General features: G+C 67.9%; 16 protein-coding genes. 9 read left to right on the top strand and 7 right to left on the bottom strand.

Annotated features, from left to right (window positions below; translation table 11 throughout):
- Window positions 1-3,340, bottom strand: a 3,340-nt coding sequence (locus VEC04_RS00645) for a HAMP domain-containing protein (protein WP_324772787.1), incomplete at its 3' end; no start/stop codon positions are given.
- A gap of 261 nt (window positions 3,341-3,601) precedes the next feature.
- Here VEC04_RS00645 and VEC04_RS00640 point away from each other — a divergent pair.
- Genes VEC04_RS00640 through VEC04_RS00630 form a run of 3 tightly spaced genes read left to right on the top strand, consistent with a single transcriptional unit; the run spans window position 3,602 to window position 4,523 of the window.
- Entirely contained in the window at window positions 3,602-3,994 is a 393-nt protein-coding gene (locus VEC04_RS00640) for a hypothetical protein (protein WP_324772785.1), read from the top strand.
- Window positions 3,982-4,263, top strand: a complete 282-nt coding sequence (locus tag VEC04_RS00635; RefSeq protein ID WP_324772783.1) for a DUF5985 family protein — start codon at window positions 3,982-3,984, stop codon at window positions 4,261-4,263. The genes VEC04_RS00640 and VEC04_RS00635 overlap by 13 nt, the downstream gene beginning before the upstream one ends.
- Entirely contained in the window at window positions 4,260-4,523 is a 264-nt protein-coding gene (locus VEC04_RS00630) for a DUF5985 family protein (RefSeq protein WP_324772781.1), read from the top strand. Before VEC04_RS00635 ends, VEC04_RS00630 begins: the two co-directional genes overlap by 4 nt.
- Here VEC04_RS00630 and folE read toward each other — a convergent pair.
- Window positions 4,520-5,095, bottom strand: coding sequence for a GTP cyclohydrolase I FolE (folE, locus tag VEC04_RS00625; protein ID WP_324772779.1), 576 nt, complete (start codon window positions 5,093-5,095; stop codon window positions 4,520-4,522). The two genes, VEC04_RS00630 and folE, sit on opposite strands and share 4 nt — an antisense overlap.
- 128 nt (window positions 5,096-5,223) lie before the next feature.
- Between folE and fliQ the strand changes: the two genes are divergently transcribed.
- Genes fliQ through flhB form a run of 3 tightly spaced genes read left to right on the top strand, consistent with a single transcriptional unit; the run spans window position 5,224 to window position 7,330 of the window.
- Entirely contained in the window at window positions 5,224-5,487 is a 264-nt protein-coding gene (gene fliQ, locus VEC04_RS00620) for a flagellar biosynthesis protein FliQ (protein WP_324772777.1), read from the top strand.
- Window positions 5,488-5,490: 3 nt separating this feature from the next.
- Window positions 5,491-6,261 (top strand): flagellar biosynthetic protein FliR, encoded by a 771-nt coding sequence (fliR, locus tag VEC04_RS00615; protein ID WP_324772775.1) that lies wholly within the window; start codon window positions 5,491-5,493, stop codon window positions 6,259-6,261.
- Window positions 6,254-7,330 carry a flagellar biosynthesis protein FlhB gene (gene flhB / locus VEC04_RS00610; RefSeq protein ID WP_324772772.1) on the top strand — a complete coding sequence of 359 codons (1,077 nt, stop codon included), beginning with the start codon at window positions 6,254-6,256 and terminating at the stop codon, window positions 7,328-7,330. Before fliR ends, flhB begins: the two co-directional genes overlap by 8 nt.
- Here flhB and VEC04_RS00605 read toward each other — a convergent pair.
- The gene (locus tag VEC04_RS00605) at window positions 7,305-8,015 is read right to left on the bottom strand and encodes a helix-turn-helix domain-containing protein (protein ID WP_324772770.1); all 711 of its coding nucleotides are present in this window, start codon (window positions 8,013-8,015) and stop codon (window positions 7,305-7,307) included. The two genes, flhB and VEC04_RS00605, sit on opposite strands and share 26 nt — an antisense overlap.
- Window positions 8,016-8,163: 148 nt before the next feature.
- Here VEC04_RS00605 and VEC04_RS00600 point away from each other — a divergent pair, with 148 nt between their 5' ends.
- Window positions 8,164-9,309, top strand: a complete 1,146-nt coding sequence (locus tag VEC04_RS00600; protein ID WP_324772768.1) for an acyl-CoA dehydrogenase family protein — start codon at window positions 8,164-8,166, stop codon at window positions 9,307-9,309.
- A 135-nt stretch (window positions 9,310-9,444) separates the two neighbouring features.
- On the opposite strand, the gene VEC04_RS00595 is transcribed toward VEC04_RS00600, so the two are convergent.
- Window positions 9,445-11,139, bottom strand: coding sequence for a HAMP domain-containing sensor histidine kinase (locus VEC04_RS00595; RefSeq protein WP_324772766.1), 1,695 nt, complete (start codon window positions 11,137-11,139; stop codon window positions 9,445-9,447).
- A gap of 185 nt (window positions 11,140-11,324) precedes the next feature.
- On the opposite strand from VEC04_RS00595, the gene VEC04_RS00590 reads away from it, so the two are divergent.
- Window positions 11,325-11,759, top strand: a complete 435-nt coding sequence (locus VEC04_RS00590) for a SufE family protein (RefSeq protein ID WP_324772764.1) — start codon at window positions 11,325-11,327, stop codon at window positions 11,757-11,759.
- A gap of 3 nt (window positions 11,760-11,762) precedes the next feature.
- On the opposite strand, the gene VEC04_RS00585 is transcribed toward VEC04_RS00590, so the two are convergent.
- The 3 genes from VEC04_RS00585 to VEC04_RS00575 form a co-directional block, all read right to left on the bottom strand.
- Window positions 11,763-12,278, bottom strand: coding sequence for a hypothetical protein (locus VEC04_RS00585; RefSeq protein ID WP_324772762.1), 516 nt, complete (start codon window positions 12,276-12,278; stop codon window positions 11,763-11,765).
- A gap of 134 nt (window positions 12,279-12,412) precedes the next feature.
- Complete coding sequence (locus tag VEC04_RS00580; protein WP_324772760.1) at window positions 12,413-13,141, bottom strand: DUF6456 domain-containing protein; 729 nt, start codon at window positions 13,139-13,141, stop codon at window positions 12,413-12,415.
- Window positions 13,123-13,476 carry a chromosomal replication initiator DnaA gene (locus tag VEC04_RS00575; RefSeq protein WP_324772758.1) on the bottom strand — a complete coding sequence of 118 codons (354 nt, stop codon included), beginning with the start codon at window positions 13,474-13,476 and terminating at the stop codon, window positions 13,123-13,125. Before VEC04_RS00575 ends, VEC04_RS00580 begins: the two co-directional genes overlap by 19 nt.
- A 291-nt stretch (window positions 13,477-13,767) precedes the next feature.
- Here VEC04_RS00575 and ctrA point away from each other — a divergent pair, with 291 nt between their 5' ends.
- Window positions 13,768-14,475, top strand: coding sequence for a response regulator transcription factor CtrA (gene ctrA / locus VEC04_RS00570; RefSeq protein ID WP_183254582.1), 708 nt, complete (start codon window positions 13,768-13,770; stop codon window positions 14,473-14,475).
- Window positions 14,476-14,515: the final 40 nt, after the last annotated feature.

Raw genomic sequence — 14,515 nt, 5'->3', positions numbered from 1 at the left:
TGATGGTCCGCGCGAACTCGGTCTGCTTGGGGTTCAGGTTGCCCTGCGGATTGTCGGCCAGCAGCTTCGACAGGATCAGCAGGCTGTTCAGCGGCGTCCTGAGCTCGTGGCTCATATTGGCCAGGAATTCGGACTTGTATTTCGAGGTCAGGGCCAGCTGCTCGGCCTTTTCCTCCAGCGCGAAGCGGGCCTGTTCGACCTCGATGTTCTTGGCCTCCACCTGCTTGTTCTGGGCCGAGAGAAGCACCGCCTTCTCTTCCAGCTCGGCGTTGGATTGCTGCAGCTCCTCCTGCTTGGCGCGCAGCAGTTCCTCGGACTGGCGCAGGCTCGCGGCCTGCTGCTCCAGCCGGTCGTTGGTCATCTTCAGCTCTTCCTGCTGCGCCTGGAGTTCGGCGGTCAGCAGCTGCGACTGGCTCAGCAGTCCCTCGGTGCGCATGTTGGCGGCGATGGTGCTCAGCACGATGCCGACCGATTCCATCAGCTGGCTGAGGAATGACTGGTGGGTCTCCGAGAATTCGCCGAAGGTCGCCAGCTCGATAACCGCCTTGACCTCGCCCTCGAACAGGGCTGGCAGGATGATGATGTTCAGCGGCGCCGCGCCGCCCAGACCCGAGCCGATCTGCACATAATCGCGCGGCACATTGGTCAGCAGGATGCGCTCCTTCTCCTTGGCGCACTGGCCGATCAGGCTCTGGCCCAGGCGGAAGGTCGGGGACAGCTGTTCCCGCTCGGTCGAGGCGTAGGCCGCAGCCAGCACCAGGATCGTTTCTTCCTCGGCGTCCTTGTCGGCGACGTAGAAGACGGCGTGCTGGGCGTTGATCAGCGGCGCAAGCTCTGACAGCACCATGTTCGACACGGTGGCCAGATCGCGCTCGCCCTGCAGCATGCGGGTGAACCGTGCGAGGTTGGTCTTCAGCCAGTCCTGCTCGGTGTTCTTGAGAGTCTGATCCTTCAGGTTGCGGATCATCTCGTTGATGTTGTCCTTCAGCGCCGCGACCTCGCCCGAGGCCTCGACGGTGATGGAGCGGGTCAGTTCGCCCTTGGTCACCGCGGTGGAGACCTCGGCGATGGCGCGCACCTGGGTGGTCAAATTGCCGGCCAGCTGGTTCACGTTGTCGGTCAGGTCGCGCCACAGGCCGGCGGCGCCGGGCACCCGCGCCTGTCCGCCCAGCTTGCCCTCGATGCCGACCTCGCGTGCGACGTTGGTGACCTGGTCGGCGAAGATGGCCAGCGTCTCGATCATGCCGTTGATGGTGTCGGCCAGCGAGGCGATCTCGCCCTTGGCGTCGAGCGTCAGCTTGCGCTTCAGGTCGCCGTTGGCGACCGCGGTCACCACCTCGGCGATGCCGCGCACCTGACCGGTGAGGTTGGCGGCCATGGAGTTCACGTTGTCGGTCAGGTCCTTCCAGGTGCCGCCGACGCCTTCCACGCGGGCCTGACCGCCCAGCTTGCCCTCGGTGCCGACTTCCTTGGCCACACGGGTCACTTCGGAAGCGAAGGCGTTGAGCTGGTCCACCATGGTGTTGATGGTCGACTTCAGCTCGAGGATTTCCCCCTTCACGTCGACGGTGATCTTCTTCGACAGGTCGCCCTTGGCCACGGCGGTGGTGACCTCGGCGATGTTCCGCACCTGGCCGGTCAGGTTGCCGGCCATGAAGTTCACGTTGTCGGTGAGGTCCTTCCAGGTGCCGGCGACGCCCTTCACGTTCGCCTGGCCGCCCAACTTGCCTTCGGTGCCGACTTCGCGCGCCACGCGGGTCACCTCCGAGGCGAAGGCGTTGAGCTGGTCCACCATGGTGTTGATGGTCGACTTCAGTTCGAGGATTTCGCCCTTCACGTCGACGGTGATCTTCTTGGACAGGTCGCCGTTGGCCACGGCGGTGGTCACCTCGGCGATGTTCCGCACCTGGCCGGTCAGGTTGTCGGCCATAAGGTTGACGTTGTCGGTGAGGTCCTTCCAGGTGCCGGTCACGCCAGTGACCTGGGCCTGACCGCCGAGCTTGCCTTCCGTGCCGACCTCGCGCGCCACCCGGGTCACTTCCGAGGCGAAGGCGTTGAGCTGATCGACCATGGCGTTGATGGTCGATTTCAGCTCGAGGATCTCGCCCTTCACATCGACGGTGATCTTCTTGGACAGATCGCCGTTGGCCACGGCGGTGGTCACCTCGGCGATGTTCCGCACCTGACCGGTAAGGTTGGCGGCCATGAAGTTCACGTTGTCGGTGAGATCCTTCCAGGCGCCGCCGACGCCCTTCACGTTCGCCTGACCGCCCAGCTTGCCCTCGGTGCCGACCTCGCGCGCCACCCGGGTCACCTCGGACGCGAAGGCGTTAAGCTGGTCCACCATCGTGTTGATGGTGATCTTCAGCTCGAGGATCTCGCCCTTCACATCGACGGTGATTTTCTTGGACAGGTCGCCCTTGGCGACGGCGGTGGTGACCTCGGCGATGTTGCGGACCTGACTGGTCAGGTTCGCGGCCATGAAGTTCACGTTGTCGGTCAGGTCCTTCCAGGTGCCGGTGACGCCCTTCACCTGGGCCTGTCCGCCCAGCTTGCCCTCGGTGCCCACCTCGCGGGCCATCCGGGTCACTTCCGAGGCGAAGGCGTTAAGCTGGTCCACCATGGTGTTGATGGTGTTCTTCAGCTCCAGCACCTCGCCCTTCACGTCGACGGTGATCTTGCGGCTGAGGTCGCCGTTGGCCACGGCGGTGGTCACCTCGGCGATGTTCCGCACCTGACCCGTCAGGTTGGCGGCCATGAAGTTCACGTTGTCGGTCAGGTCCTTCCAGGCGCCGGCGACGCCCTTCACGTTCGCCTGACCGCCCAGCTTGCCCTCGGTGCCGACCTCGCGCGCCACCCGGGTCACTTCCGAGGCGAAGGAGCCGAGCTGGCCCACCATGGTGTTCACCACCCGGCCGATACGCAGGAACTCGCCCCGCAGGGGCCGTTCCTCGTTCTCGAGGTCCATGGTTTGCGACAGGTCGCCCTTGGCCACGGCGCCGATCACCCGCGCCATCTCGGCGGTCGGGTGCACCATGTCGGTGATCAGGGTGTTGACGGCGTCGACACTGGCGGCCCAGGAACCCGTCGCCGAGGGTACGCGGGCCCGGTTGTTGATCTTGCCCTGCCGACCCACCGCCTCGCCGAGGCGGCTGAACTCGCGGCTCATCCGGTCGTTCAGTTCGACCACGTCGTTGAAGGCTTCCGCCAGCTCTCCGTCGATGCCGGTCAGATCGCCGGGCAGCCGGACCGAGAAATCTCCGCGTCGGAAGGCCCGGAAGGCGGCCAGCAGTTGACGTGTATCGAGGGCGGGTTCGGGAGCCAGGGCGGCGATCGACATTCTTCAACCTTCGGAGCGGGACGACCCATTCAGCCGGAGGCGCAAGGCCTGGAGATCACGCGAGCACGGCGGTGCGACCGGCGTCGACCGTCTCAATGGCTCCTGTCACCTCATGGCGCTGCTTCCCCCGAACCAACTGCGAAAAACCGCAAGGGCTCAGCTTGGTTCCCTGGGATGTCGGAAATCTCTTGCGTTGCCATTTGGAGTCCAGGCGCTAGGGTCCGGCGCCATGTCGTTCCGGCCAAACCCCGTCCAGCCGGCGTGAGCGCGCCTTCGTCGGACCCGCTGAGCCCCGACCTGTCGGCCTTCATCGAGAGCGCCGTTCGGTCGGTGTGGGCGCTGGAGACCCTGCTCCTGCTGCGCGCGGAGCCCGATCGCGCCTGGCCGGTGGACCGGCTGGTCGCCGAACTGCGCGCCAACGCCACACTGGTGAGCGACTGTCTCGGCGGTCTCGAACGGGCGGGCCTGACCCTGAGCGAGGATGGGACCTTCCGCTACGCGCCCGCCTCGCCCACGCTGCGGGCGCTTTGCGACGAGCTGGAAGCCGCCTATCGGGAAAGGCCGGTGGCTGTCGTCAACACGATCGCGCGGCGCCGCCCCGACCCGCTCAAGGGCTTCGCGGACTCGTTCCGTTTTGGAGGATGGAAGTCGTGATGGGCTGGGGACCAGGGGCCGTCTACGGCCTGTGCCTGCTGACAAGCGCCCTGTGCGCGGCCCTGCTGATCCGGTCGTACGGCCGGTCGCGGCAGCCGCTGCTGCTATGGAGCGCCGCCTGCTTCTCCTTGCTGGCTATCAACAACCTGCTGGTCGTGCTCGACATGGTCGTGCTGAGCGACGTCAACCTGTCGCTGGTTCGCCAACTGACCTCGCTGGCCGCCGTCGGGGTGCTGATCTACGGCTTCATCTGGGAGGTGGACCGTTGAACCTCACGCTCGTGACCGGCGGCGCCATCTTCATGGGCTACGCCGTGGCGGCCGTCTTCTTCCTGAAGTTCTGGCGCCGCACCGCCGACAGCCTGTTCCTCGCCTTCGCCGCCGCCTTCCTGCTGCTGGCGGCGACCCCCCTGCTGACGACGCTGCTCGAGGTGCCGCGCGAGGAGCAGAGCCCGTTCTACCTGCTGCGCCTGCTGGCCTTCCTGATCATCATCGTGGCCATCATCGGCAAGAGCCGGCGGCGAACCTAGCCCCGCACCAGCCGCAGGAACTCCTCCCGGGTTCGGGCGTCGTCCCGGATCACGCCGCTGAGGTGGCTGGTGGTCAGGCTTGAACCGGCGGTGTTCACACCACGCAGGGTCATACAGCTGTGCTCGGCCTCGACCACCACGCCGACGCCCTGCGGCCGCAGCACCTCCTGGATGGCCCGCGCGATCTCCGAGGTCATCTTCTCCTGGATCTGCAGGCGGCGGGCGAAGCCATGCACCACCCGGGCCAGCTTGGAGATGCCGACGACCCTGTCGGTGGGCAGGTAGCCGACGTGCGCCCGTCCCACCACCGGCAGCATGTGATGCTCGCAGAAGCTGACGAAGCGGATGTCCTTCAGCACCACCATTTCGTCGTACCCGCCGACCTCCTCGAAGGTTCGCTCCAGATACTCCCGCGGGTCGACGTCGTAGCCGGCGAACAGTTCGCGATAGCTGCGCGCCACCCGCGCCGGCGTGTCGAGCAGGCCCTCCCGGTCCGGGTCGTCCCCCGCCCAGCGCAGCAGGGTTCGGACGGCGGCTTCGGCTTCGCTCTGGGAGACGGTCGGATCGGTCATGTCTCCGCTTTACGCCGGGGGCGGGGGATTGATCCAGAGCCGTATCGCTAACGCCTCATTAACCACACTCCCGGCATTTTCTGCCCAGTAAGGCCCAGGCGTGGGCCAGCGTGTTTCGGGGCGTGGAAATGAACGGCGCGGAAGTTCTGGACGTGGGCCGCGACGCCCTGTGGCTGACCATCCAGCTGTGCGCGCCTATCCTGATCGTCGGCCTCGTCGTCGGCGTCGTCATCGGCCTGTTCCAGGCCCTGACCCAGATCCAGGAGCAGACCCTGATCTATGCGCCCAAGATCATCGCCATCTTCGTCTCCCTGCTGCTGTTCCTGCCGCTTATGGGAGCGCTGCTCGGCGGCTTCATGCGGACCATCGCCGCGCGCATCGCCGGCATGTAGCCGGTGGAGCCCTACGCCACCGCCGACCAGGTCTGGCAGGGCGCCATGATCTTCGCGCGCATCGGCGCGGTGCTGCTGATGCTGCCCGGCGTCGGCGAAAGCTATGTGCCGCCCCGTATCCGCCTGTCGCTGGCGCTGGTCGTGTCATTGGCTCTCTGGCCCGTGGTCTCGGGCAGCCTGCCCGCCCTGCCGGAGACGCTCGGCGGCATGGCCGGCTGGATTATCCGCGAGGTCCTGGTTGGTCTCGCGATCGGGGCCCTGCTGCGCCTTTTCCTGACCGCCCTGTCCACCGCCGGCGAGGTCGTTGCCCTGCAGACCACCCTGGCCTTCGCCCAGACCGCCAATCCGATGCAGGCCTCGCCGGGCAGCACCATCTCGGCCTTCCTGATGCTGCTTGGCACGACCCTGATCTTCGCCACCAACACTCATCACCTGTTCATCGCGGGACTGGTCGGCTCCTACGAGCTGATCGCGCCCGCCCGCCCGCTCGTCACCGGCGACTTCGCCGCCATGGCGGTGCGGACGCTGGGCGACGCCTTCACGCTCGGCGTCCAGCTCGCCGCGCCGGTGCTGGTCTTCGCCATCATCTTCAACCTGGCCTCGGGCCTCGTCGGTCGTGTCATGCCGGCCTTCCAGGTCTATTTCGCCGCCGCCCCGCTCAGCATCATCCTGGGCCTGTCGGTCTTCGCTCTCAGCCTCGGCGTGCTGGGCACGGTTTTCATCGACCGCTACCGCGCCCTGGCCAATGTTTTCGCGGGAGGCGCCGGTGGCTGAAGCGCCCGATCCCGAGTCGAAAACAGAAGAGGCGACTCCGCGAAAACTCGCGGATGCGCGCAAGAAGGGCGACGTCGCCAAGTCGCCCGACGTGGCCTCGGCCCTGTCGCTGATGGGCGCGGCCGCCGTCATCCTGATGGCCGGAGGCTGGTTCGCCACCTCGATGGCCGAGCAGCTGCTTCCCTTCATCGCCCAGCCGCACACCATGCTGGGCGGTCTCGACGCCGGCGCCGGCGTCGAGATCGGGGCCCACGCCCTGTGGGCCGTCGCCCCGTTCCTCGGCGCGGTCATGCTGGCCACCATCCTCGGCGGCGCCGGCGGCAATCTGGCCCAGTCAGGGCTGATCTTCACGGCCGAGAAGATCAAGCCTGACTGGTCGAAGGTCAGCCCGCTCAAGGGGTTCAAGCGCATCTTCGGGCCCGACGGCCTGGTCCAGTTCATCAAGACCTTCCTCAAGCTCGTGGCCGTCGGCGTGATCTGCTGGCTGGTGCTCAAGCCGCACATCCGCGAGTTCGAAAACATGGCCGCCATGTCGCCGGCGATGATCCTGCCGATGGCCCGGGACATGGCCATCGCCCTGATGGTTTCGGCGCTCGTCTTCCTCGGTTTCACGGCCGGAGCCGACTACATCTGGCAGCGTTACCGCTTCGCCGAGCGGATGAAGATGTCCAAGGAAGAGCTGAAGGAGGACTACAAGCAGTCCGAAGGCGACCCGCACGTGAAGGCGAAGCTGAAGCAGATCCGGGCCCAGCGCAGCCGTCAGCGGATGATGCAGAACGTGCCCAAGGCAACGGTGATCGTCACCAACCCGACCCACTATTCGGTGGCGCTGCGCTACGACCCCGGAGACGGCGACCCCGCTCCGGTCTGCGTCGCCAAGGGCGTCGACGCCCTGGCCCTGCGCATCCGCGAGGTGGCCCGGGAGCACTCGGTTCCGATCGTCGAGAACGTGCCCCTGGCCCGCGCCATCTACGCCGCTGTCGACGTCGACGAGACCATCCCGCGCGAGCATTTCGAGGCTGCGGCCAAGGTCATCGGCTTCGTCATGCAGCAGCGGAAGGCGCGCTGAATCCCGGTGCATAGGGCGCGAAGGGGCTCAGCCCCAGCCAGGTCTGCATGTCCCTGGCGAGATCGTTGTCTCCAATCAGCGTCATCTTCTGGCCTGACAGGGCTGCGCGCACGGTCTCGTAGCCCATCCAGATGGCCGTCATCGTCCGCAGGTCGACGCTGACGTACAGGTCGACGTCGAAGCCCGGGTCGGAGGCGCAGAGATCCACGCCTGTGTCCGGATCGACGATCAGCCACGCGTTCCGCTGGCTCGTCGGAAGATCGGTGAAGATGAACTGGATCACCACGCGCCGTCCGGGCATCGGCGTGGTGTTCAGGCCGCGGTGCATGTCCCACATCAGCAGCTGCACATCGAGGTGCTCCAGCGACACTTCCGCCTTGATCCGCCGCTGCCCCCAGATGCCGAAGGCGTCGACGATGGGCTGCAACTCCTTGCCGGCTTCGGTCAGCCGGTATTCGACCGCGCCCGAGGCGCTGGTGACCTTCGCCACCACCCCCGCCGCCTGCAGCTCCTTCAGCCGTTGAGACAGAAGCGCGGGCGACATCCGCGGCACGCCCCGGCGCAGGTCGTTGAACCGGGTCGAGCCGGCGATCAGCTCGCGCAGCAGCACGATGGTCCATCGCGTGCACAGCAACTCGGCCGCCATCGCGACCGGACAAAACTGGCGGTAGGTTCCCTGAGCCATCGCGGCCTCCCTCGATCAAGGGCAGGATAACGCCGATCATTCGTGTGAGACAGTTCAGCATCTGTATTGGCCGGATTCAGTTCCTGAACTGGAGGGGAACCGATCCCGCCGTCTAGTCAGCCGCCTCCAGCCGACGACGAGGTGATCCATGTCGACTTCTTACGCCATCGCCCGAGCGGCGACCCGTATCGATTGGCGCGCCCGCGCGGACGCCGTGGCCGGCCGGCTCGCGGACAACGCCGCGCGCCACGACGCAGATGACACCTTTGTGTCTGACAGTTACGCGCTTCTGAAGCAGCAGGGCTTCTTCAGCGCCCACGTTCCCGCCGAGCTCGGCGGGGGCGATGCGGACTACGGCGAGACCGCTGCGGTGATCCGCCGGCTCGGCGCCGCCTGCGGTTCGACGGCCCTGACCTACTCGATGCACTCGCATCTGGTGGCCGCCGCGCTCTGGCGCTGGCGGAACCAGAACGCCCCGACCGACGGCCTGCTCAAGCGCGTCGCGGCCGAGAATCTGGTGCTGATCTCCAGCGGCGGCTCCGACTGGCTGAAGAGCGCCGGGACCGCGGTGAAGGTCGAGGGCGGCTTCCGTATCACCGCCCGCAAGATTTTCTCCAGCGGCTGCCTCGTCGGGGACCTGCTGATGACCAGCGCCGTCTACGAGGATCCGGAGGCGGGGCCGACGGTGCTCCACTTCGGCGTGCCATTCTCGGCCGAGGGCGTGAAGATCCACGAGACCTGGCGGGTCATGGGCATGCGCGGCACCGGCTCGCACGACGTCGAGCTGAACGAGGTCTTCGTCCCGGATGCCGCGATCGCGGGCCGCCGCGAGCAAGGAAAATGGCACCCGCTGTTCCACATCATCAGCCTGATCGCCTTCCCGCTGATCTATGCCGCCTATCTCGGTGTGGCGGAAGGCGCGCGTGCGAAGGCGCTCGAAGTGGCCCGCCGCCGCCCCGCCGACGAGGGCTTGTTCCAGCTGGTCGGCGAAATGGAGAACGCCTTCGCCGCCGCCGAGGCCAGCCACGAGCGCATGATCCGTCTGGCCGAAACCGCCATGCCGGGGCCGGAGACCACCAGCCGGGTTATGATCGGCCGAACGCTCGTCGGGGAGGCGGCGATCCGCACAACCGAACTGGCGCTCGAGGTCGCCGGAGGGGGCGCCTTCCATCGCTCCATGGGCATCGAGCGCGCCTTCCGCGACGTGCAGGGAGCCCGCTTCCATCCGCTGCAGCAAAAGCCCCAGCTTCGCTACACCGGGCGGCTGGCCCTCGGCCTCGACATCGACGGCTGAGGCGTCGGCCTCGACCCGACCCGCGGACGAGGGGCCCCAATCCCCGACGACTCCGCGCTACCCCCTCGCAAGGGGTCCCGGCCCGGCCGCGGAGAGAGCCTCCCTGCTCTCCAGCCGGGCCGAATGGCGTTCCCGCTACTTGCCGCCGGCCACGGGCAACGGGATGATCTCCGCCCCGCCCTCAGGCGCGGCGCGCCCCACCTGCGCCACCGGCAGGCGGACGGTCACCGCCGTGCCTTCGCCGAGGGTGCTGTCGATGCTCATCCGGCCGCCGTGCAGTTCGGCGAAGGCCCGGACCAGCGACAGGCCCAGCCCGGTGCCCTGGCGACGTTGCTCGATCGCGCCGGCCTGTTCGAAGGGCCGGCCCAGCCGCCGCACGTCCTCCGGCGTGATGCCGACGCCGGTGTCGGCGACCACGATCTCGAGATAGGGGCCGACGGCCTCGACCGTGACGGTGACGGTGCCGCCTGCCGGGGTGAACTTCACCGCGTTGGACAGCAGGTTCAGGGCGATCTGCTTGACCGCGCGCTTGTCGGCCGAGACGTCGACCGGCTCCGCGGGCAGCACGCCGGTCAGGATGACGCCCTTGTCCTCGGCCGTGACCCGCACCAGGGCGATGGCGGCCGAGACCAGTTCGCGGGCGTCGAACCGCTCCAGTGTCAGCACGTAACGCTCGGCCTCGATCTTGGAGACGTCGAGCACGTCGTTGATCAGCTCCAGCAGATGGCCACCGGCCTCGTGGATATTGTCGACATAGGCGGCGTAGCGGTCCGGCATCGGCCCGAACAGCCGCTGACGCATGATGTCCGAGAAGCCGAGCACCGCGTTCAGCGGCGTCCGCAGTTCGTGACTCATATTGGCCAGGAAGCGGCTCTTGCCGGCCTCGCGCGCCTCGGCCTCGATCCGCGCCGTCTCCAGCTCCAGTTCGCGGGCGTACTGGCTGGTGCCGTCGAAGGCTTGGCCAATCAGGCGCGGGGCCTCGTGTCCGGGATCGTCCAGCCGGCGCAGGATCAGCTGCACCCGCCGGTCCAGCGCCAGCCGGGGTGCGAAGGTGGCCGCCGCGTCGGAGCCCTGCAGGGCGCGGTCGATAGCGGCCATCAGGCGCGGGCGGTCGGGGGCGTGGACCGCGGCGATCAGCCCGTGCTCGAAAAGAGGATCGACGGGCAGGGACGAGGGCGGCGCGCCGTAGGCCGCGAGCACACGACCGGAACGTTCCAGCACCAGGGTCAGCCCCGGCTGCGCCGCCAGCAGACGCTCGACCTTGCCGGCCTCGCTTTCGGCCGCGGTCAGGCGCGCCTCGTTCTGCCGCCACGACAGCCGCACAGCCAGGGCTGCGGCGCCCGCGGTCATCACGGCCGAAATCGCCGCCAGCGTGGGCAAATGCAGTCCTGGTCCGACCAGCCAGGCCGACAACAGCCCGGCGAGCGCCGCAACGCCAACCCCGAGAGTCCCTGCCTGCACGGGCCGCACCCCGCCCAGCGCCAGTCCAGCGGTCAGCGGCAGGAAGACGAATCCGGCGAGCGGACCGGTCAGGCCTCCTGAAAGCCCTGCCGCGACCACGGCGGCCAAGGCCCACAGTCCGAGCAGCGTCATCCGCTCGCGTTCCCCGTCCCGGTGCAGCAGGCCCAGGCCGGTGACGCCCGGCACGACCATGGCCAGCACGCCGTAGAAGACCGGCGCCTCAACGTCGCCCAGCCAGCGGGCGCCCAGCGCCAGCAGCGCAGCCGCCACGGCCCAACCGGCGTGCCATGCGGCCAGCGCGGGGCGGTCCCCCCGCGCCCCGCGGCCGGTCGGCGTCTCCCTGGCGGCGATGTCGGCGGGTACGGTCAAGGGCGGACGCGGACAGGGGTTGAGGGCGATGAAACAGGGCGCGCCCGGCCAGGGAGCCTAGCCGTGCGGGCGAGTCGTCCAAAGCGCGCACGCGTCAGAGGGGAGCGCCGAACGGCCGGCGCGGCGCATTTCTGGGGAGCGACGGCACGGTTGTCGTTAACGCCGCGGCGGCCTATCTGGCCCCGATGAACGCGGAAGCCATGCCCGACGCCCCTATCGACGCCGTCTTCGCCGACCTGGTCGAGGAATTCGACCTGCTGGGCGACTGGGAGGGCCGCATCGAATACGTCATAGAACTCGGCAAGGATCTCGAGCCGCTGCCGGACGCGGATCGAATCCCGGCCAACAAGGTGCCGGGCTGCGCCGCCCAGGTCTGGCTGGCGGTTCGGCGCGACGGCGACCGGCTTCAATTTCTCGCCGACAGCGACAGCGCCCTGTCCAAGGGCAATATCGCCCTGCTGCTGCGGCTCTACTCCGGTCGGACGCCAGCCGAAATCCTGGATTTCGACGCCCGCGCCGCCCTCGATCGTCTGGGGTTGCCGTCGGCGCTCACCCGCCAGCGCGCCAACGGGCTGAACGCCATGGTGGGTCGCATCCGCGAAGCGGCGCTGACCGCCTGATCCTCAGTAGTAGACGCCGCGCGCCGCGAGCACCGGCCGCTGGCCGGGGACTTCGGTCACGTCGATGCGCAGCGCGTATTCGCTGGACCGTGTCGTACGCCGGTCCCAACGCCACGGCGTCGCGGGTTGCTCGGCCCACAGCGGACTGCCGCCCACCATCCGTCGCGCCACGCGGGCCAGTTCGCGGCCGCTGGCCAGGTTCGAGGAGACGCCGCAGGTGAGGGTGTAGGCCTCGACCCCGTTCTCCTCGACCGTGCCTTCCTCGATCAGCAGCCGCCAGCGGCCGTCCCTGGAGATCATCTCGACCTCTGAAGCCCACTCTTCCAGCGGCCTCCGATCGCCGGCGGGACGGCGGAATTCCATATCGCGAGCCGCGCGCATGGCGCTCTCGAAGGTCTTGGCGCGGCTGGCGTAGGGCAGGCAGACCCGCGCCACGACGAAGCCCGGGAACAGATCCAGCGCGCTCGCGGGAACGGGCGCGGACGTGACGGCGAGAACCGCCGCCAGAACCGGAAGCACGACTGACTTCAACACCAAACCCCATTCCCCGGGCGGCCGCTTCGCGGCTCTTCCGACGCCTCGAACCCTAGGGCCGAACCCCGGTTCGTTAAAGTTACGAGCCTGTAACGTAGGGTAAGCTCCGGTTCCGTCGCTCAGCCAATGCGATAGTGGGCGGCCAGCGCCTGCAGGCCCTGTTTCAGCAGCGCCTTGCCGGCCCGTCGGCGCAGGCCCAGCGCCTGTTCGGCGGCTTGGAGGCTGCTGATCCGGATGCAGATATGCTCCACCATCGACCGCGCCGATCCGCAGGCGGCCAGCGCCGCCTCGACCCGTCGAGCCGCGGCGATCGCCGGGTCGCCAGGCTCGGCTCTTGCCGCCGAGCCGCCGCCGGAGCGGGGCAGGGCGTCCCAGCGCATGGTCAGGGACGGCCCGGCCAGCGCGATTTCGGCGTCCATCTCCAGCCGCTCGGCGGCGGCCCGCTCGGCGCGCCCGATCCATGGCCGTCCGGCGGCGTCGCGCCGCGCCGCCAACCAGGCGATGGCGGACACGGTCAGGTTGGCGGCGTGGCTGCGCATGCGGCCGTGCGCGTCCATCACCTCGCGCCGGCCCTCGACCATCCCTGGCCGTCCCGGTTGCGGGCGCTCCATCGGGGACGCGCCAGCTGGTCGGCGGGTCCAGCCGCCCCCCGGCCGCGCCCTCAGCCCGGGCTCGGCGATCAGCGCCTGAAAGTCGGCTTCCCCGATGGCCAGTTGCACCCGGGCCCGCCGGTCCGCGCCCAGCCGCACCACATAGGCCCCGCCGGGCGCCGCCTCGATCCACGCCGCGGGCCGCGACAGCAGCCGTCGGGCCCGCGCGCAGTCGCCGCTCATGCCGGCAGCTCGCATGCGGGCGCCTCCATCACGGCCTTGGCGCAACGCTCCAGCCGGTCCAGCAGGTCGTCCATGGCCGGCCGGTCGCGCCCGTCTTCGGCCCAGCGGCACGCTGCCGCCGCCGTAGAGCGGTTCAGCCCGAAGGCATGGCCGACGCGGTCCATCGGCCAGCCGAACGTCACATAGGCCAGATACATGGCAAGCCACCGGGCCCGGCAGGCCCGACCGTCCAGCCGCGCCCTGATCTCCATCTGTTCCTTCGGCACCCCCGTCGAGGCGGCGACCAGCTCCAGCGCCAGCCCGGCCCTCACCTTGTCCTCGCGCCGAACCGGCACCTGATAAGTCTTCATCACCTCGCACTCCTTCCTCATCGGCCGCGCACGCATCGCTCGGCCGGAAATAGGAATATATGTCTATGACCCGTCGAAATCGGTCGTGTCGCGCGGAGCGCCGCGGCAAATCGTTAAAAAATGTCGGCCGGTTGACTCGGGACTCTCGACGCCGATTCGCAAATCAGCCTACGATTCGTTTTGGGACAGGCGTTAACCCTTCTTAAGTTTTTCGTCGGTTAACGTTCGAACAAGGTTACCCCGAAACGGGGCAGTTACATTATAGCTAAGCTCTGCCTTGGAGGGGCATCAATGCGCGTCCTGCTTATCGAAGATGATCATGCGACGGCGCAGAGCATCGAACTGATGCTGAAGTCGGAAGGCTTCAACGTCTACACGACCGACCTCGGCGAGGAAGGCATCGATCTCGGCAAGATCTATGACTACGACCTGATCCTGCTCGACCTGAACCTGCCCGACATGAACGGCCTTGAGGTTCTGCGCCAGCTGCGCGTCGGCAAAGTCAATACTCCGGTGATGATCCTGTCCGGCACCTCGGAGATCGAGACCAAGGTCAAGACGTTCGGCGGCGGCGCGGACGACTATATGACCAAGCCCTTCCACAAGGATGAGCTGATCGCGCGCACCCACGCCGTGGTCCGCCGCTCCAAGGGTCATGCCCAGGCGATCATCCACACCGGCGAGATCGCCGTGAACCTGGACGGCAAGACGGTCGAGGTGAACGGTCACCGCGTCCACCTGACGGGCAAGGAATACCAGATGCTGGAGCTGCTCTCGCTCCGCAAGGGCACCACCCTGACCAAGGAAATGTTCCTCAACCACCTGTACGGCGGCATGGACGAGCCTGAACTGAAGATCATCGACGTCTTCATCTGCAAGCTGCGCAAGAAGCTGGCGACGGCTGCGGGCGGCAAACACTACATCGAAACCGTCTGGGGCCGCGGCTACGTGCTGCGCGACCCGTCGGAAAGCTCGGCCCCGGTCACCGCAGCCGCCTGATCCGGCAACAACCTGATACAGACGCGCCCGTCGGATCGCT

Source organism: Brevundimonas sp. (assembly GCF_035626535.1).
Classification (GTDB): domain Bacteria; phylum Pseudomonadota; class Alphaproteobacteria; order Caulobacterales; family Caulobacteraceae; genus Brevundimonas.
Note: the sequence above shows the minus strand (reverse complement) of the source record. Positions and strands in the feature narration are given on the sequence as shown.